Source organism: Streptomyces sp. Y7, assembly GCF_043195415.1.
Classification (GTDB): Bacteria; Actinomycetota; Actinomycetes; order Streptomycetales; family Streptomycetaceae; genus Streptomyces.
The window spans coordinates 70349-87744 of record NZ_JBIDDQ010000020.1; the positions used below are offsets into that span (position 1 = coordinate 70349).

Sequence of the window (17396 nt, forward strand, 5' to 3'; positions counted from 1 at the left end):
CGTGCGGGGGTGCGTACGTCGTTCGGGAAGCGCTTTCTCGCTGTGCAGGGCTGTGCGTTCTGTCCGAACGGGGCGGTGCGGGGCGGTGCGGGGTCGTGCCGCCGGTCAGCCGGCGTAGGGGTCGGCGACCTTGCCCGGCCGGGCGAGGAACGCGAAGTCGCAGCCGGTGTCGGCCTGGGTGATCTGTTCGTTGTAGAGCGCGCCGTAGCCCCGCTCGTAACGTTCGGGCGGCGGCGTCCACTCGGCCCGGCGGCGCTGAAGTTCCGCGTCGTCCACGTTGAGCTGGAGGGTGCGGGCCTCCACGTCGAGGGTGATCGGGTCGCCGGTCCTGACCAGGGCGAGCGGTCCGCCGATGTACGACTCGGGCGCCACGTGCAGTACACAGGCTCCGTAACTCGTGCCGCTCATCCGGGCGTCGGAGATCCGCACCATGTCCCGCACGCCCTGCTTCAGCAGATGGCCGGGCAGCGGCAGCATGCCGTACTCGGGCATGCCCGGACCGCCCTTGGGCCCGGCGTTGCGCAGCACCAGCACGCTGTCGGCGGTGATGCCGAGGGACGGGTCGTCGATGGTCCGCTGCATGGTCCGGTAGTCGTCGAAGACCACGGCCGGACCGGTGTGCTTGAGCAGATGCCGTTCGGCGGCGACGTGCTTGATGACGGCGCCGTCCGGGCAGAGGTTGCCGCGCAGCACGGCGACCCCGCCCTCGTCGGCGACCGGGTTCTCGCGGGTGCGGATCACGTCGTCGTCGTGGACGACGGCGCCGTCGATCTGCTCCCTCAGGGTGCCGTTGACCGTCGGCCGGTCCAGGTGCAGCAGGTCGGCGATCCGCGAGAGGAACGCGGGCAGGCCGCCGGCGAAGTAGAAGTCCTCCATGAGGTACGTCCGCCCGCCGGGCCGGACGTTCGCCAGCACCGGCACGGTGCGTGCGATGCGGTCGAAGTCGTCGAGGGTGAGCTCGACGTGTGCCCGGCCGGCCATCGCGATCAGGTGGATCACCGCGTTGGTGGAGCCGCCGAGCCCGAGGACCGTGGCGACGGCGTCCTCGAATGCCTCGCGGGTGAGGATCCCGGACGGCTTGAGACCGCTCCACGCGAGGTCCACGGCCCGGCGCCCGGAGGCCGCGGCCATCCGTTCGTGCCCGGAGTCGACGGCGGGGATCGAGGAGGCGCCGGGCAGGGTCATGCCGAGGGCTTCCGCCGCCGCGGTCATCGTGGAGGCGGTGCCCATGGTCATGCAGTGACCGGGCGAACGCGCCAACCCGCCCTGGAGCTCGCGCAGTTCACAGTCCGTGAGATTGCCCGCGCGGTGCTCGTCCCAGTACTTCCACATGTCGGTGCCGGACCCGAGGGTCTCCCCGCGCCAGTGCCCCGGCAGCATCGGCCCGGCGGGGACGAAGACCGAGGGAACGTCGGCCGAGGCCGCGCCCATGAGGAGCGCCGGCGTCGATTTGTCGCAGCCGCCGAGCAGCACCGCCGCGTCGACCGGATACGACCGCAGCAGCTCCTCCGTCTCCATCGCGAGCAGGTTGCGGTACAGCATCGGGGTCGGCTTCTGGTACGTCTCCGAGAGCGTGGCGACCGGGAACTCCAGCGGGAAGCCGCCCGCCTGCCACACCCCCCGCTTGACCGCCTCGGCACGCTCGCGCAGGTGGACGTGGCAGGGGTTGATGTCGGACCAGGTGTTGAGGACGGCGATCACCGGGCGGCCCCGGTACTCCTCCGACTCATAGCCGAGCTGGCGCATGCGGGCGTTGTGCGACCAGGTGCGCAGCTGCCCCTCGGTGCCGTACCACTGGTGGCTTCTGAGGTCCTCGGGACGCTTTCTGTCGATCATACGGACCACCCGGCGGCTATGGCGGCGACCTCGGCGCGCTCGTCCTCGGGCAGCTCCCGGCTGGGCGGGCGAACGTCGCGGCGGCACAGGCCGAGGGAGGCCAGGGCCTCCTTGACGACGGTGACGTTGTTGGCGGAGCCGTTCGCGGCGCGCAGTTCCTCGAAGCGGCGGATCTGCTCCCAGACCTTCATCGCGGCCGGGTAGTCAGCGGACCGCAGCGCTTCCAGCATGTCGCGCGAGACGGACGGCGCGACGTTCACGAGCCCGGAGGTGAAGCCGGTGGCGCCCGCGGAGAAGTACGAGGGGGCGTAGGGCTCGGCGAGTCCGGCGACCCATATGAAGCGGTCGCGTCCGGCGTCCCGCGCGAAGGCGGCGAACCTGGCCGCGTCCGGGACGGCGTACTTCACGCCCACGACGTTCGGGCAGGCGTCGCCGAGTTCGGCGAGGCGGGCGCCGGTCAGCTGGGCGTTGCGGATGTACGGGACGACGCCGAGCTCGGGGACGGCCGTGGCGATGGCCCGGTGGTAGTCGACCCAGCCGGCCTGCGAGACGTACGGGTGGACGGGCTGGTGGACCATCACCATCGTGGCGCCGAGTTCGCGGGCGTGCCGCGCGGAGGCGACGGCGGTGGGCACGTCGTGGCCGACACCGACGACGATGTCGGCGCTCCCGCCGGCCTCGTCGACGGTCAGCTCGGTGACCAGGCGGCGCTCCTCCGGGGTGAGGGTGTAGAACTCGCCGGTGTTGCCGTTGGGCGTGAGCGTGGTGATGCCCCCGTCGAGCAGACGACGCAGCAGGGCCCGGTGGGCGTCCTCGTCGACGCGGCCGTCCGCGGCGAACGGGGTCACCGGGATCGCCACCACGTCGGCCAGGGCCGTCCGCTGCGGCTCGAACGTCGTGGTCATGCCGGACCGTCCTCTCCCTGGGCCTCGACTCCCGCGTCCGGGAAGGCCCGTCGCACGAACGACGCGATGTGCGCGTGCAGGGCGCGCGCGGCGCCGTCCGCGTCCCCTTCGAGCGCCAGCCGCAGGATCTCCCGGTGCTCGCCGGCCTCGCGCTCCCAGGAGGGCGAGGCGGCCCAGGCGACGGCGGAGACGAGGGCGGCCTGGTCGCGCACCTCGTCGAGCATCCGGCCGAGCAGCGGGTTGCCGCACGGCAGGTACAGGGCGCGGTGGAACTCCCGGTTGGCGAGGGAGCGTTCGGCGGTGTCGGTGGCGTCGTCGGCGCGGGTCAGCGCGTCCCGGGCGGCGTCGAGGGAGGCTCCGCGCCGGACGGCCCGCTTGAGCGCCTCGGGCTCCAGCAGCAGCCGTACGTCGTAGACCTCGCGCGCCATGTCCGCGTCCACCATGCGCACCGTGACGCCCTTGTACTGGTTCATCACGACCAGCCCGGTCCCGGCCAGCGTCTTGAGCGCCTCCCGCACGGGGGTCTTCGACACCCCGAACTGCGCGGCGAGCTCGGTCTCCACCAGGGCCTGACCGGGCGTCAACTGCCCGGTGAGGATGCGGCGTTTGATCTCCTCCAGCACGTACTGCGTGCGGGACGGGATCGGCGTGGGCACAGAGGTCATGCGCGCCTCTCGGATCTTCGCGGGGCCCAGGGACTGGTCTCGCGTATCGGATCTCACGTATCGCGTCTCATATATGACGTACGAAGTACGACGCGATGAAAGTAGGAGGGGGCGCATGATTCGTCAACGCTTCTGACGAAGGAAGTTCGGGAAACGGTACGGGGGTCGGGGGCGCACCGAACGGCTCGGGGCCGAGACCGCGCTGGTCAGGCGCCTGCGCATGCGAGGTCAGACGCCTGCGCATGCGGGGTCAGGCGGAACCCGCGAACCCGCGGAACCGCGAACCCGGAACGCGTAACCGGAACGCGGAACCGCGGGTGCCGGGACGGGGGCCGGCACCAGTCGGGACTGGGGCCGGTACGGGTCGGGACTGGTACTGGCACCGGGGCTGGGGCCGGGACTGGGACTGGGACTGGGACTGGCACCGGGGCTGGCACCGACGCTGGGACCGGGGCAGGGACCGAGGCTGACACCGACGCTGGGACCGGGGCAGGGACCGAGGCTCACGCGATCGGGCCCTCGCGCGGCCGATGCCGGCGGGGCCCGTCAACTCGTCGTCGCGTGCGCGCTGCGCCCTACGACGCCGGCTTCCAGCCCGGATCCCGCCCGCTCAGGCCCACCGCGCGGTGCAGCAGGGGCGCGTCGGCCGGAACCGGGACGACGGGGCCGAAGATACCGCCGCCGTCGTCGCCGGCGTCGGCCGAGGCGCGCAGGAAGTCGTGGGACATCCGCAGGGCGGCCGGGTCCGGGTCGTACGGCTGGCCCGTGGCGACGGCGAGGTCCCAGGCGTGGATCACGAGCTCGTCCACGGCGACCGCGCCGGCGACGGCACCGGGCAGGTCGATGCCGCCCGCGCGGGTCATGCCGGTCCACGCGTCCGGGGCGCGCCACACCTCGCCCAGTTCGTCGAGCACCTTGGGCAGCTCCTCGCGCCAGCCCGGGCCGATGTCCGGGACGGCGGAGCCCGGGTCGGTGTCGGTGGTGGGTCCCAGGTCCTTGCGGGCGGCGTCACGGAAGGCGACGGACAGGCCGAGCAGGTGGCCCAGCAGATTGCGCACAGCCATCTCGGGGCAGGGCGTCGGTGCCGAGAGCTGCTCGTCGGTGACCGCCTCGGCGAGACGGGCGACGACGCGGGTCTGCGGTCCGAGGTCGATGGTCGGGTCGGTCATGGGCAGGCTCCTCACAGATCTGTTCCTGGAAGGTGGACCGGCCCGGGCGGCGAAAGTCATCGCCGCCGGAGGGACGATCCGGCGCCCATGCCCGGGCGCCGGACCGGACCCGCCCTACGCCCCGGCCACCCCGGCCGACGTCTCCCCCGACCGCCCCCTCTCCCCCGGCACCGCACCCTTGCGCTCCCTGGCCCCCCGCACCCACGCCACCAGCTCCTTCGGCGTCTTCCCACCCGCGAAGCACCAGAGCGCGATCACCGGGTCACAGATCGCACACCCCAGCGAGGAGCTGTGGGCGAAGGGAATGATCGGGTTGCCCTTGACGTGGTGGACGATGTCCCACGCGGTGTGCAGCAGCCAGGCGACGCCGATGAAGGCCCAGGAATCCAGGCCGCGATAGGCGACATAGGTGACGACCGCGGTGAACACGAATTCCCAGCCGCCGAGACCGCCCCCGCTCAGATAGGCGGCACCCGCTCCGGCAACCATGACCGCGTTGAAACGCCGCCGGTGCGGTTCCCGGACGAGGGACATCAGAAGGGCGTAGAGCAGACCGACGCCGACGGGCGCGACGTATTGCATGGGAAGTGCCTTTTCCAGCAGACGACTTGGACGATTCACCACGCTATGACCGCCCCCGCACCCACCCCAGCACCTGAACCGCCAGCTTCCAACGGGTTCTCGCCGACGGGCGGCGACCCCCGGGAATCATGCGCCTACGTCATGTCCGGCGGCGGCCGGCCGACTAGGGCGGACGCCCGATCCCGTCACCCCCGCCTTAGCCGCACAGTGGCCACTCATGACGACCCCCACCATCCCCTGGGCCCTCCCCCGTGTTCTTCGCGATCGCAACGCCGGTTTCTATTTTGCCGGTGTTGTGATCTCCGGTTTCGGTACGTCCGCGTTGTGGCTGGTCTCCGGCGTATGGGTCAAGGAACTCACCGGCTCCGACGGACTGGCGGCGCTGTGCATGCTCGCCATGTGGGCGCCCACCCTGGCCGGGCCGGTTCTCGGCACACTGGCCGACCGGGCCCGCCGTAAGCCCCTGTTGATCGGGGTGAACCTGCTCCTGGCCGCGCTGCTGCCGACCCTCTTCGCCGTGGACTCGGCGGACCGGGTCTGGCTGGTGTTCGCCGTGCTGTTCGTCTACGGCGCCGCGGGCGTCGTCCATGACGCCGCGGAGTCCGCGCTGGTCGCGAGCGCCGTCCCGACGCCGCTGCTCGGCGACTTCAACGGACTGCGGATGACCGCCAACGAGGGCATGAAGCTACTCGCCCCGCTGGCCGGCGCCGGTCTCTACGCGGCGTACGGCGGAGGGGGCGTCGCCCTGCTCGACGCGGTCACGTTCGTGCTCGCCACCGGCCTGTACGCCGGTCTGCGGGTGCGCGAGAGCAGGCCGGAGCCCCCGGCGGGCGGCTGGCGCGAGCAGACCGCCGAGGGCGCCCGTCACCTGTGGACGCACCCCCGCCTGCGCCCGCTCGTCCTGGCCGGCGGCACCACGATGCTGTTCGCCGGCCTCAACGGCGCGATGATCTACGCCGTCATCGACAGCCTCGGGCACGCCCCCGCGTACGCCGGTGTGCCGTATGCCGTCCAGGGCGCCGGTTCGGTGGCGATCGGGCTGCTGTCGGGGCCGGCGTTGCGCCGCTTCGGCGAGCGCCGGTTCGCCGGGTACGGCATCGCCCTGACGGCCGTCGCCGCGGGCCTGCGCGCGATCCCGTCCGACCCGGTGGCCCTGGCCTGCAGCGCGGCGGCCGGCGCGGGCCTGCCCTGCGTCCTGATCGCCGCGCTCACGGCCGTGCAGCGCGAGACGCCGGACGCACTGCTCGGGCGTACGGCGGCGACGGCCAACACGCTCGTGTTCGCCCCGAACGTCATCGGGCTGGCGGCCGGGTCCGCCCTGGTCGAACTGCTCGACGCGCGACTCGTGCTGCCGGTCCTGGGTGTGCTGTGGCTGGCGAGCGCCGTGCCGCTGCTTCAGAGCGCGCCGAGGCCCTCCCGTACCGCCTCCAGGTCGCCGTCCGACGCCAACCCCGCGTGATAGAGCCGGATCTGCGTGGCGCCCAGCTCACGCGCGCGTGCCGCGTCCTCGGCGAGCGTGCCCGGGCTGCCGCCCATCCCGGAGACCACACCGAGGTTGGCGGCGAGGACCGCGCCCGCGCGCCCCTGCTCGGCGAAGGGCGTGAGCAGACCGGGTCCGCCCGCGCAGGGCACGACCACGCCGTCCGCGACGGACAGGATGTGTGCGGGGTCGACGCCCACGTTGGCGCCCACGTGGTAGGTCACGGGGTCGGCGTGCAGCAGGACCTGGAAGCCGTCGGGTGCGGCCTCGCGGACCGCGCGCACGGCCGTCTCCTGGAGCGTGCGGGCGGTCGTGTCCCGCCACGCGCGCGTGGCCGCCGCCGTCCGCGCACCCAGCAGCTTCTCGACCCCGGCCCAGCCCGCGTCGTCCGGTGCCCCCTGCCACAGCGGCTCCAGGGCGTCCCGTACGGCGGCCGCCAACTCGTCGGCGTCCAGGCCCTGGTCGCCGTAGCCCTTCTTGCAGACCGGGCAGAAGCAGAGCGCCATCAGGTAGTGCCCGGCGTCGCCGAGCGTGACCCCGGCGGTCTTGTCGTGGGCGTGCAGATGCTGCAGCCCGTACCAGCCGAGGGACTCCAGTTCGGTGCCGCGCGCCCCGGGCCGGACCGCGGCCTCGGCGGCCAGGTCGACGAGATACGCGCGCGTGGCGGGCTGCGCGATGCACGGGGCCCACGGGTAGCGGTCGCCGTAGGCGTTGACGACGGAGGTGTCCGGATGCTCGGCGCCCAGGCGGGAGTTGTGCGCGAGGACCACCCAGGTGTGCACCTCCAGACCGGCGTCCGTGAGCGCGGCCGCGGCCTCGCCGAAGGCGTCGCCGGGCGCCCAGTCCCCGGCGGGGTACGGGCGCAGTGCGCGGCCCTCCCAGCGGTCGTCCGCCGGGTACAGCACGGCCGCGTGCCCGGCGGTGACGATGCGGTGGCGCGGGTGGCGGGGGGTGAGGGCGCGGGTGGAGTGGTAGGCGGCGGCGAGCGTCACCTGGCGCACGCCGAGGTCGGCGATCCTCCCGGGCGCCTCGGGGTCCCCGTTGACGTCCCAGGGGTAGACGAATGCCGACGCCTTCACTTGGTCTCCTCCGGGTCCTGCTCCAGCAGCGCGTAGCCGCGCTCGATCACCTGGGCGAGCTGCTTGACATGGTCCTCGCCCGGCTCGTGCAGCGGGGGCCGGACCTCCCCGACGTCCAGTCCGCGCAGCCGGACGCCCGCCTTGACCAGCGCGACGGCGTAGCCGCGGCCCTGGGCGCGCAGTTCGACGAACGGCCGGTAGAAGCCGTCCAGGAGGCGGTGGACCGTCGTGTCGTCGCCCGCCTCCAGCGCCCGGTAGAAGGCGAGGGCGATCTCCGGGGCGAAGCAGAACACCGCGGAGGAGTAGAGCGTGACGCCGAGGGCGCGGTAGGCGAGCTGGGTCTGCTCGGCGGTCGGCAGTCCGTTGAAGTACAGGAACTCGCCGGGGAAGTCGGTGCGTACCGCGCTCACGACGCGCTGCATGAGGTCCAGGTCGCCGAGGCCGTCCTTGAGGCCGATGACGCCGTCCGTGCGGGCCAGTTCGACGACGGTCTCCGGGGTGAACACGGCGTTGTCGCGCTGGTAGACGATCACCGGGAGCGAGGTCGCCGCGGCGACCTCGCGGTAGTGCCGCAGCAGCCCCTCCTGCCCGGCGACGACGAGGTACGGCGGCATGGCGAGCAGCCCGTCCGCGCCGGCGCCCTCGGCGAGGCGGGCGTAGCGCACGGCGAGGGCGGTGCCGTACCCGGCGCCGGCGACGACCGGCACCCGGCCCCCTGCCGCCTCGACGGCCGCCCGCACGCACGCCTCGTACTCCTCGGGCGTGAGGGCGTGGAACTCGCCGGTGCCGCAGCAGGCGAACACGGCGGAGGCCCCGGCCTCGACGCCGCGGCGCACATGGGTGCGGTAGGTGTCGAGGTCGACCGAGCCGTCGGGACCGTAGGCGGTGACGGGGAAGAACAGCGGCCCGCCGGGGATGCTCAGGCGTGCGGCGAGAGGGGCTGGCGTCACGGGCTCTCCCTAGATAGGACGAGGACGACCACATACAGGATCCTGATCAGAGTTTACGTTTATGAACGCAAGCCGCACCACCCTTGACGGGCAAGGTCGTTGATCCTTAGCTTGTCCATGAATGTGAATACCGTGCGCGCATGCATACGGCCCTGGACTCAAGGAGAACCGAGGATGCCAGCCCCCCGCACCGTTCTGCTCACCGGCGCCGCCGGCGGCCTCGGCACCCTGATGCGCGACCTGCTCCCGGCGTACGGCTACGAGCTGCGCCTGCTCGACCTGCGCCCCGTCGAGGGCGCGCCGAACGCGATCGTCGCCGACCTCGCCGACCGGGACGCGCTGCGCGAGGCCGTGCGGGGCGTCGACGCGATCATCCACCTCGCCGGCATCTCCCTGGAAGCCCCGTTCGAGAAGATCCTGCGGGCGAACATCGAGGGCACGTACAACCTGTACGAGGCCGCCCGCCAGGAGGGCGTCGAGCGGATCGTCTTCGCCTCGTCCAACCACGCGGTCGGCTTCACGCCCCGCCCCCGGGGCGACGACCCCCTCATCCCCATCGACACCCCGCGCCGCCCCGACACCTTCTACGGCCTGTCCAAGTCCTTCGGCGAGGACCTCGCGCAGTTCTACTGGGACAAGCACGGCCTGGAGACGGTGTCGGTGCGCATCGGCTCCTGCTTCCCCGAGCCCACCAGCGTGCGCATGCTCTCGGTGTGGATGAGCCCGGCCGACGGCGCCCGCCTCTTCCACGCGGCCCTGACCGCGCAGAACGTCGGGCACACGGTCGTCCACGGCTCCTCCGCGAACACCCGCCTGTGGTGGGACCTGACCTCCGCCCGCTCCCTCGGCTACGACCCGCAGGACGACTCCGAGCCGTACGCCGAGAAGCTGATCGCCGAGCAGGGCGAGCTCGACCCCGAGAACATCGCACACGCCTACCTGGGCGGGCACTTCGTGAGCGACCCGCCGATCTGGCCGTACTGACCGAAACGGGACGGCGCGAAAACGCGGGCGGGCACAGAACGGGCCCGCCCACACGCGCATCCGGGCGCCGTACCCGCCCGATCTCACCCGTCACACCGCAACCACGCAGGTCCGAGACGGTCACGGTGCCTGCCGAACGGGCATACCCGGGCAGCATCGAACCTGTAACAGAGCTGGTCAGTGCCGGACACCCGCTGTAGAACTTCCCCCATGGGTCCCACCGGGCCCGAACGGGCAGCGAAGCGGAAGGCAGGTGTCGGCATGAGCACGAGGACGGCGGAAGAACGCCAACGCGAGATCGTGCTGGCCGCACGCCGTGACGGCTCGGTCGACGTCACCGCGCTCGCCGACGAGCTCGGCGTGGCGAAGGAGACCGTACGGCGGGATCTGCGCGTCCTGGAGGACCACGGACTGCTCCGCCGTACCCATGGCGGCGCCTACCCCGTGGAGAGCGCCGGCTTCGAGACGACGCTGGCCTTCCGCGCCACCAGCCATGTCCCCGAGAAGCGCCGGATCGCGACCGCCGCGGCCGAGTTGCTGGGGGACGCCGAGACGGTCTTCGTCGACGAGGGCTTCACCCCACAGCTCATCGCCGAGGCCCTGCCGCTGGACCGGCCGCTGACCGTGGTCACCGCCTCCCTGCCGGTCGCGGGCGCGCTGGCCGAGTCCGAGAACGCCTCCGTGCTGCTGCTCGGCGGCCGGGTACGGTCCGGCACCCTGGCCACCGTCGACCACTGGACGACGAAGATGCTGGCCGGCTTCGTCATCGACCTGGCGTTCATCGGCGCCAACGGCATCTCCCGCGAACACGGCCTGACCACCCCCGACCCGGCCGTCAGCGAGGTCAAGGCGCAGGCCATCCGGGCCGCGCGCCGCACGGTGTTCGCGGGCGTGCACACCAAGTTCGGCGCGGTCAGCTTCTGCCGGTTCGCGGACATCGGCACGCTGGAGACGATCGTGACGAGCACGCTGCTCCCGGCGGCCGAGGCGCACCGCTACTCACTCCTGGGACCCCAGGTCATCCGCGTCTGATCGGCGAACCCACTCCCCGGGGGCACTCATACGCCCTCGCTCGCCCTTTATCTCCATGTACATCCCCTTCCCCTGTCCCCTCTTCTCCTCCATCCCCCCATACGTCCAGGAGCGATCCATGCGAACCCAGAGCCGTCGACGGCCCAAGCGAGCCACGCTCGCCACGGCCGCCGCAGGGACGCTGCTCGCCCCGCTGCTCTCCGGCTGCTGGGTCGGCGCCGGCGGGGCGGGGTCGGGCGGCAACTCGATCAACGTCCTCATGGTCAACAACCCCCAGATGACCGAGTTGCAGAAACTCGCCCCCCGCTTCACCGATGAGACCGGCATCAAGGTCAACTTCACCGTCCTGCCCGAGAACGACGTCCGCGACAAGATCAGCCAGGACTTCGCCAACCAGGCGGGCCAGTACGACGTGGCCACCCTCTCCAACTACGAGATACCGATCTACGCCCGCAACGGCTGGCTGAAGGAGATGAACTCCTACGTCGCCGAGGACCCGGACTACGACGAGCAGGACATCCTCAAGCCGATGCGCCAGTCCCTGACCGGCGACGACGGCAAGCTCTACGGCCAGCCCTTCTACGGCGAGTCGTCCTTCCTGATGTACCGCAAGGACATCTTCGAGAAGGAGGGCCTGGAAATGCCCGCCCACCCCACCTGGCAGCAGGTGGCGGACCTCGCGGCGCGGACGGACGGCGCCGAGCCGGGCATGAAGGGCATCTGTCTGCGCGGCCTGCCCGGCTGGGGCGAGGTGATGGCCCCGCTCACCACCGTCGTCAACACCTTCGGCGGCACCTGGTTCGACAAGGGCTGGAAGGCGCGGCTGGACTCCCCCGAGTGGGAGAGGGCGACGAAGTTCTATGTCGACCTGGTGCGTGAGCACGGTGAGTCCGGAGCCGCCCAGTCCGGCTTCGCCGAGTGCCTGAACAACATGACCCAGGGCAAGGTCGCCATGTGGTACGACGCCACCTCCGCGGCCGGTTCGCTGGAGGCGGCGAAGAGCCCGGTCAAGGGCAAGGTGGGCTACGCCCCCGCCCCCGTCGAGAAGACGGAGTCCTCCGGCTGGCTCTACACCTGGGCCTGGGGCATCCAGCAGGCGTCCCGCAACCCGGACAAGGCCTGGCAGTTCGTCTCCTGGGCGTCCGGCAAGCAGTACGAGCAGCTGGTCGGCGACGAGATCGGCTGGTCCAACGTCCCGGCCGGCAAGCGTGCCTCCACCTACGACAACCCCGCCTACCGCGAGGAGGCGGCGGCCTTCCAGGAGATGACGAAGGAGGCCATCGAGGGCGCCCGCCCGGACGACCCCGGCGTACAGGCCCGCCCGGCGCCCGGCATCCAGTTCGTCGGCATCCCCGAGTTCACCGACCTCGGCACCAAGGTCTCCCAGGAGATCAGCGCGGCCATCGCCGGACGCCAGTCCGTCGACGCGGCCCTGAAGAAGTCCCAGCAGCTCGCCGACGAGATCTCCGAGGAGTACGAGGGGCGATGACAGCGACGACAACGGCCCCCGTGGCCACGACTCCCGTGCCGGCCACCCGGCCGCCCTCCGCCCGGCTGCGCGCCTGGGCGACCCGGGCACCCCTGCTGCCCGCACTGATCTTCATGATCGCGGTGACCCAGCTGCCGTTCGTGGCCACGCTGGTGATCTCGTTCTTCGACTGGAACTCCCTCTACCCGGACGCCCGGCACTTCGCCGGCCTGGACAACTACCAGGAAGTCCTCACCGACTCCGCCCTGCGCCAGTCGGTGTGGACGACCGTGCTCCTGACGGTCGCGGTGGTGCTGGCCAGCCTGGTCCTCGGCCTGGTGCTCGCCCTGCTGCTGGACCGAAAGTTCAAGGGCCGCGGAGTGGTCCGCACGCTGCTGATCGCCCCGTTCCTGGTGGTGCCGGTGGCGGCGGCCCTGCTCTGGAAGCATGTGCTCTACAACCCTGAATACGGCCTGTTCAATGGGTTGTTGCACTATGTGGGCGGCCCACAGCCCGATTGGATCTCCAACACCCCGCTGCTCGCGGTGGAGGCCTCCCTCGTGTGGCAGTGGACGCCGTTCATGATGCTGATCCTGCTGGCCGGCCTGCAGAGCCGTGACCACGAGCAGATCGAGGCGGCCCGCGTCGACGGCGCGAGCGACTGGCAGATCTTCCGCCACCTCACGCTGCCGCACCTGCGCCGCTACCTCGAACTCGGCGCCCTGCTCGGCTCGATCTACATCGTCCAGAACTTCGACGCGGTCTTCACGATCACGTCCGGGGGCCTCGGCACCGCCAACCTCCCCTACACCGTCTACCAGAGCTTCTACCAGGCCCACGAGAACGGCCTCGCCTCGGCGGCCGGCGTCCTGGTGGTCATCGGCTCGATCATCATCGCGACCTTCGCGCTGCGCGTGGTGTCGTCCCTGTTCCGCGAGGAGGTGTCGCGCGCATGAGTGCCGTGGCCGTACGACTTCGCAGCCGCCGCAAGGGAGCCGGCCTCGGCCTGGTGGCCTGGCTGCTCGGCATCGTGTTCTTCCTGCCCATCGCGTGGATGGCGCTGACGTCCTTCCACTCCGAGCAGGACGCGGCGACCAACCCGCCGTCGTTCGCCGCGTCGCTGACGCTGGACGGCTACCGCGAGTTCTTCGGCGCGGGCGGCGGCGCCAGCCCCTGGCCGGCACTGATCAACTCGACGGTGGCGTCGGTGGCCTCGACGCTGTTCGTCCTGGTCCTCGCCCTGCCGGCGGCCTACGCGCTGTCGATCCGCCCGGTGAAGAAGTGGACCGACGTCCTGTTCTTCTTCCTCTCGACGAAGATGCTGCCGGCCGTGGCGGGCCTGCTGCCGCTGTACCTGTTCGCGAAGAACACGGACATGCTCGACAACATCTGGCTGCTGGTCATCCTCTACACCTCCATGAACCTGCCGATCGCGGTGTGGATGATGCACTCCTTCCTCGCCGAGATACCGGTCGCGATCATCGAGGCGGCACGGGTGGACGGGGCGAGGCTGCCGACGATCCTCACGCGCGTGGTGGCCCCCATCGCGCTCCCCGGCATCGCCGCCACCTCCCTCATCTGCTTCATCTTCAGCTGGAACGAGCTGTTGTTCGCCCGAGTCCTGACGGGCGTGGTGGCCGAGACCGCGCCCGTCTTCCTGACCGGCTTCATCACCAGCCAGGGCCTGTTCCTGGCGAAGGTGTGCGCCGCGTCGCTCGTCATCTCCCTGCCGGTGCTCGCCGCGGGGTTCGCCGCCCAGGACAAGCTGGTCCAGGGCCTGTCGTTGGGAGCCGTGAAATGAAGGCCGCCGTCATCGAGTCCGTGGGCAAGGCCGTCGTCGCCGAGGTCCCGGACCCGACGCCAGGGCCGCGCGAGGTCGTCGTCGAGGTGGCGGCCTGCGGGCTGTGCGGCACCGATCTGCACATCCTCCAGGGCGAGTTCGCGCCGAAGCTGCCGATCGTGCCCGGGCACGAGTTCGCCGGCGAGGTGGTCGGGGTCGGCACCCAGGTCACCGAGGTGGCGGTCGGCGACCGGGTCGCGGTCGACCCGTCCCTGTACTGCTTCGAGTGCCGCTACTGCCGTACCGGCCACAACAACCTCTGCGAACGCTGGGCGGCGATCGGCGTCACCACGGCCGGCGGCGCGGCACAGTTCGCCGTCGCCCCCGTGGCGAACTGCGTGAAGCTCCCCGAGCACGTCCGCACCCAGGACGCGGCCCTGGTGGAGCCCCTGTCCTGCGCGGTGCGCGGCTACGACGTCCTGCAGTCCCGCCTCGGCGCGCACGTGCTGATCTACGGCTCCGGCACGATGGGCCTGATGATGCTGGAGCTCGCGAAGCGGACCGGCGCGGCCAGCGTCGACGTCGTGGACGTCAACCCGCAGCGCCTGGAGACGGCCCGCCGCCTCGGCGTCTCGGCGTCGGCGGCGAACCCCGACGAACTGGACCGTCCGCAGGGCTGGGACCTGGTCGTCGACGCGACCGGCAACGCGGCGGCCATCCAGGACGGCCTGGACCGGGTGGCGAAGGCCGGCACGTTCCTCCAGTTCGGTGTCGCGGACTACGCGACGCGGGTGACCATCGACCCGTACCGCATCTACAACCAGGAGATCACCATCACCGGCTCGATGGCCGTCCTGCACAGCTTCGAGCGGGCGGCGGAGCTGTTCGCGGGCGGTGTCCTCGACCCGGAGATCTTCATCAGCGACCGCATCCCGCTGGAGCGGTATCCGCAGGCGCTGGAGCAGTTCGCGTCGGGTGTGGGCCGCAAGATCGTGGTCGTGCCGTAGGCCGGCGGGCGGGGGCGCCGCACCCGTGCCACCCGATTGCCGGGTAAGGGAACGGTAAAGCGCCTCCGCTCGTTCACGGGGCATGACAGCTATGACCCCCGGCTCGAACATCCCTCTCTCCACCGCGCGCGTGACGGTGGACGTCGCCGCCCCGGTGCGGCTCGACGTATCGGGCCTGCTGCTCACCGCCGACGGCAAAGTGCGCTCCGACGACGACTTCATCTTCTACAACCAGCCCAGCGGCCCGGGCGTGACGTACCGGTCGGGCGGCGGCACCTCCCCCGACGCGATCACGGTCGACACGTCGGCCGTGCCCCCGGGCATCGAGAAGATCGTCGTCACCGCCAGCCCCGACGCCGCCGGCCAGACCTTCCAGGGCATCGAACCGACGGCGACCATCCGCAGCGCCGACGACAACAGCGTCCTGGCCACCTTCACACCCCCGCAGCTCGGCGCCGAGACGGCACTGGTGGTCGTCGAGATCTATCTGCGCAACGGCGCCTGGAAGGCCCGCGCGGTGGGCCAGGGCTATGCGAACGGCCTGGCCGGCATCGCCACCGACTTCGGCGTCACGGTCGAGGAGCCGGCCCCGGCCGCCGCCCCCGTGGCCCCGCCGCAGCCGACCATGCAGCCCCCGGTCGCACCGCCGGCCCCGCCGGTGTCCGCTCCCGCCGCTCCCCCGGCCCCCGCGGCGCCTCCCGCCCCGCCCGCGCCCGGCGCCGGCAAGATCAACCTCGACAAGGGCCGCGTCAGCCTCCAGAAGAACCAGACCGTCTCCCTGATGAAGGGCGGCCGGCCGCTGCTCTCGCAGGTCCAGATGGGTCTCGGCTGGGAGCCGGCGTACCGCGGCAAGGACATCGACCTGGACGCCTCGGTCATCGCCTACGGCCCGCAGCGCAACCACATCGACAGCTGCTACTTCGGCAAGCTCCAGATCGTGAACGGCGCCATCCGCCACTCCGGCGACAACCTCACCGGCGAGGGCGGCGGGGACGACGAGGTCATCACGGTCGACCTCGGCCGGCTGCCCCAGGACGTCACCGGCCTGGTCTTCACGGTGAACTCCTTCTCCGGCCAGAAGTTCACCGAGGTCGCCAAGGCCTACTGCCGGCTGATCGACGCCCAGAGCGGCGAGGAACTCGTCCGCTTCGACCTCACCAGCGCCGAGCCGCAGACGGGCGTGCTGATGGCGAAGATGATCCGCCAGTTCTCCGGCGAGTGGGAGATGACGGCGATGGGCGACTTCGTGAAGTCCCGGACCGTGCGCGGGATGGTGAAGCCGGCGGCACAGGCGCTGTAGCCGACCGTACGACGTGCGGGGCGCCCCTTCCGCGAGGGGCGCCCGGCGCCGTCACGTCTTCGCCGCGCCCGTCGAGCGGGCCGGCCCGGCCGGGCGCGTCACGCCGAGGCCCGGACCACCAGTTCGGGGACCACCCAGGCGTCGGTGCCGTTCATCGGCTCCTCCCCCGCCCGCAGCCGCGCCACCTGCTCCACGGCCAGCCGGCCCAGCCGGCGCTTGTCGATGTGCAGGGTGGTGAGACCGGGGTCGACCAGCTCGCCCAGCGACAGCCCGTCGAAGCCCACCACGGCCAGTTCGTCCGGCACCCGACGGCCCCGGCGCCGGGCCGCACGCATCGCGCCGACCGCGATCAGGTCGTTGAAGCCGAACACCGCCGTGAGGTCGGGCCGTGCGTCCAGCAGGCGCCCCATGCCCTCCTCACCGCCCGCCACACTGTGCTCGGGGCACATGGCGATCCAGCCGTCGTCCACGGGCAGGCCGTGCCGCCGGGCCTCCGCGAGGAACGCATGGCGCCTGGGGACGGGACCGTGCACACCGTCCAGCATGCCGATACGGCGATGCCCCGCGGCGACCAGATGGGCCATGCCCTGCTCCAGGCCCGCCGCGGCGTCGATGCCGACGGCCGCGAACCGGGTCTGCTGCGGACCGCGTTCCAGCAGCACCAGCGGTACCCCGCCGAGGTGGCGGGCCAGTTCCTCGTCCGGGCTCCTGAAGTAGCCCATCACCGCGTCCGCCTGGTGCGAGAGCACGTCGAGCGCCTCCCGTTCCCGGGCCTCGTCGGTACGCGAGTCCCACACGACCACCTGCCAGCCGCGCTGCTCGGCGGCCTCCAGCACCCCGGCGGCCACCTCCGGGAAGAAGGGGTTCATCAGGTCCGGTATCACCAGCCCGGCCGTCACGGTCCCCTTGCGCACCAGGCCGCGCGCGAACCGGCTGGGCCGGTAGTCCAGCAGCCGCGCCGCCTCCAGGACGCGCTCCTTGGTTCCCGGGTCGATCTCGCCCTTGTCGTTCACCGCACGCGAGACCGTCTGGCGTGACACCCCGGCGAGCTTGGCGACGTCGTGGATCGTGGCCCGCCGCCGGGCATCGCCGGTGCGGTCGGCACTCGGCTCCCGCTGCTGATCGTCCGCCAACACGCTGTGCACCCTATCCCTGCCGG

General features: G+C 71.8%; 16 protein-coding genes. 8 read left to right on the forward strand and 8 right to left on the reverse strand.

Going from position 1 to position 17396, the window contains the following annotated elements; all coding sequences use genetic code 11:
- Positions 1-105 precede the first annotated feature (105 nt).
- The 5 genes from araD to ACGFW6_RS33855 all read right to left on the reverse strand — a co-directional run bounded on the left by araD (position 106) and on the right by ACGFW6_RS33855 (position 5157).
- Positions 106-1836 carry an L-arabinonate dehydratase gene (gene araD / locus ACGFW6_RS33835; protein WP_393518636.1) on the reverse strand — a complete coding sequence of 577 codons (1731 nt, stop codon included), beginning with the start codon at positions 1834-1836 and terminating at the stop codon, positions 106-108.
- Positions 1833-2741, reverse strand: coding sequence for a dihydrodipicolinate synthase family protein (locus tag ACGFW6_RS33840; RefSeq protein WP_393518639.1), 909 nt, complete (start codon positions 2739-2741; stop codon positions 1833-1835). Before ACGFW6_RS33840 ends, araD begins: the two co-directional genes overlap by 4 nt.
- Complete coding sequence (locus ACGFW6_RS33845; RefSeq protein ID WP_393518642.1) at positions 2738-3406, reverse strand: GntR family transcriptional regulator; 669 nt, start codon at positions 3404-3406, stop codon at positions 2738-2740. Before ACGFW6_RS33845 ends, ACGFW6_RS33840 begins: the two co-directional genes overlap by 4 nt.
- Positions 3407-3981: 575 nt before the next feature.
- On the reverse strand, positions 3982-4575 hold the full coding sequence (locus ACGFW6_RS33850) for a TIGR03086 family metal-binding protein (RefSeq protein WP_393518645.1): 594 nt from the start codon (positions 4573-4575) through the stop codon (positions 3982-3984).
- Between the two features lie 114 nt (positions 4576-4689).
- Positions 4690-5157 carry a DUF6010 family protein gene (locus ACGFW6_RS33855; protein WP_393518648.1) on the reverse strand — a complete coding sequence of 156 codons (468 nt, stop codon included), beginning with the start codon at positions 5155-5157 and terminating at the stop codon, positions 4690-4692.
- A 217-nt stretch (positions 5158-5374) separates the two neighbouring features.
- Here ACGFW6_RS33855 and ACGFW6_RS33860 point away from each other — a divergent pair, with 217 nt between their 5' ends.
- Entirely contained in the window at positions 5375-6616 is a 1242-nt protein-coding gene (locus ACGFW6_RS33860) for an MFS transporter (protein ID WP_393518651.1), read from the forward strand.
- Here the strand turns inward: ACGFW6_RS33860 and ACGFW6_RS33865 are convergent.
- Together ACGFW6_RS33865 and ACGFW6_RS33870 are read right to left on the reverse strand one after the other, a co-directional pair.
- Positions 6553-7716, reverse strand: coding sequence for a hypothetical protein (locus tag ACGFW6_RS33865; RefSeq protein ID WP_393518654.1), 1164 nt, complete (start codon positions 7714-7716; stop codon positions 6553-6555). The genes ACGFW6_RS33860 and ACGFW6_RS33865 overlap by 64 nt on opposite strands.
- Positions 7713-8666 (reverse strand): 5-dehydro-4-deoxyglucarate dehydratase, encoded by a 954-nt coding sequence (locus tag ACGFW6_RS33870; protein WP_393518657.1) that lies wholly within the window; start codon positions 8664-8666, stop codon positions 7713-7715. The genes ACGFW6_RS33865 and ACGFW6_RS33870 overlap by 4 nt, the downstream gene beginning before the upstream one ends.
- A gap of 174 nt (positions 8667-8840) precedes the next feature.
- Between ACGFW6_RS33870 and ACGFW6_RS33875 the strand changes: the two genes are divergently transcribed.
- From ACGFW6_RS33875 to ACGFW6_RS33905, 7 genes are all read left to right on the forward strand, one after another.
- Entirely contained in the window at positions 8841-9650 is an 810-nt protein-coding gene (locus ACGFW6_RS33875) for an NAD-dependent epimerase/dehydratase family protein (RefSeq protein WP_393518660.1), read from the forward strand.
- Positions 9651-9911: 261 nt separating this feature from the next.
- On the forward strand, positions 9912-10682 hold the full coding sequence (locus ACGFW6_RS33880; RefSeq protein ID WP_393518662.1) for a DeoR/GlpR family DNA-binding transcription regulator: 771 nt from the start codon (positions 9912-9914) through the stop codon (positions 10680-10682).
- Positions 10683-10800: 118 nt separating this feature from the next.
- A complete protein-coding gene (locus ACGFW6_RS33885; protein ID WP_393518664.1) occupies positions 10801-12171 on the forward strand; it encodes an ABC transporter substrate-binding protein in 1371 nt (456 codons plus the stop codon).
- Positions 12168-13106: a carbohydrate ABC transporter permease gene (locus ACGFW6_RS33890; protein ID WP_393518667.1), complete on the forward strand. Its 939-nt coding sequence runs from the start codon at positions 12168-12170 to the stop codon at positions 13104-13106. The genes ACGFW6_RS33885 and ACGFW6_RS33890 overlap by 4 nt, the downstream gene beginning before the upstream one ends.
- Positions 13103-13951: a carbohydrate ABC transporter permease gene (locus ACGFW6_RS33895; RefSeq protein ID WP_393518669.1), complete on the forward strand. Its 849-nt coding sequence runs from the start codon at positions 13103-13105 to the stop codon at positions 13949-13951. Before ACGFW6_RS33890 ends, ACGFW6_RS33895 begins: the two co-directional genes overlap by 4 nt.
- On the forward strand, positions 13948-14937 hold the full coding sequence (locus ACGFW6_RS33900; RefSeq protein ID WP_393518671.1) for a zinc-dependent alcohol dehydrogenase family protein: 990 nt from the start codon (positions 13948-13950) through the stop codon (positions 14935-14937). The genes ACGFW6_RS33895 and ACGFW6_RS33900 overlap by 4 nt, the downstream gene beginning before the upstream one ends.
- Positions 14938-15028: 91 nt before the next feature.
- Positions 15029-16237: a TerD family protein gene (locus ACGFW6_RS33905; RefSeq protein WP_393518850.1), complete on the forward strand. Its 1209-nt coding sequence runs from the start codon at positions 15029-15031 to the stop codon at positions 16235-16237.
- Positions 16238-16335: 98 nt separating this feature from the next.
- Here ACGFW6_RS33905 and ACGFW6_RS33910 read toward each other — a convergent pair whose 3' ends face one another.
- Positions 16336-17373: a LacI family DNA-binding transcriptional regulator gene (locus ACGFW6_RS33910; protein ID WP_393518674.1), complete on the reverse strand. Its 1038-nt coding sequence runs from the start codon at positions 17371-17373 to the stop codon at positions 16336-16338.
- Positions 17374-17396 lie beyond the last annotated feature (23 nt).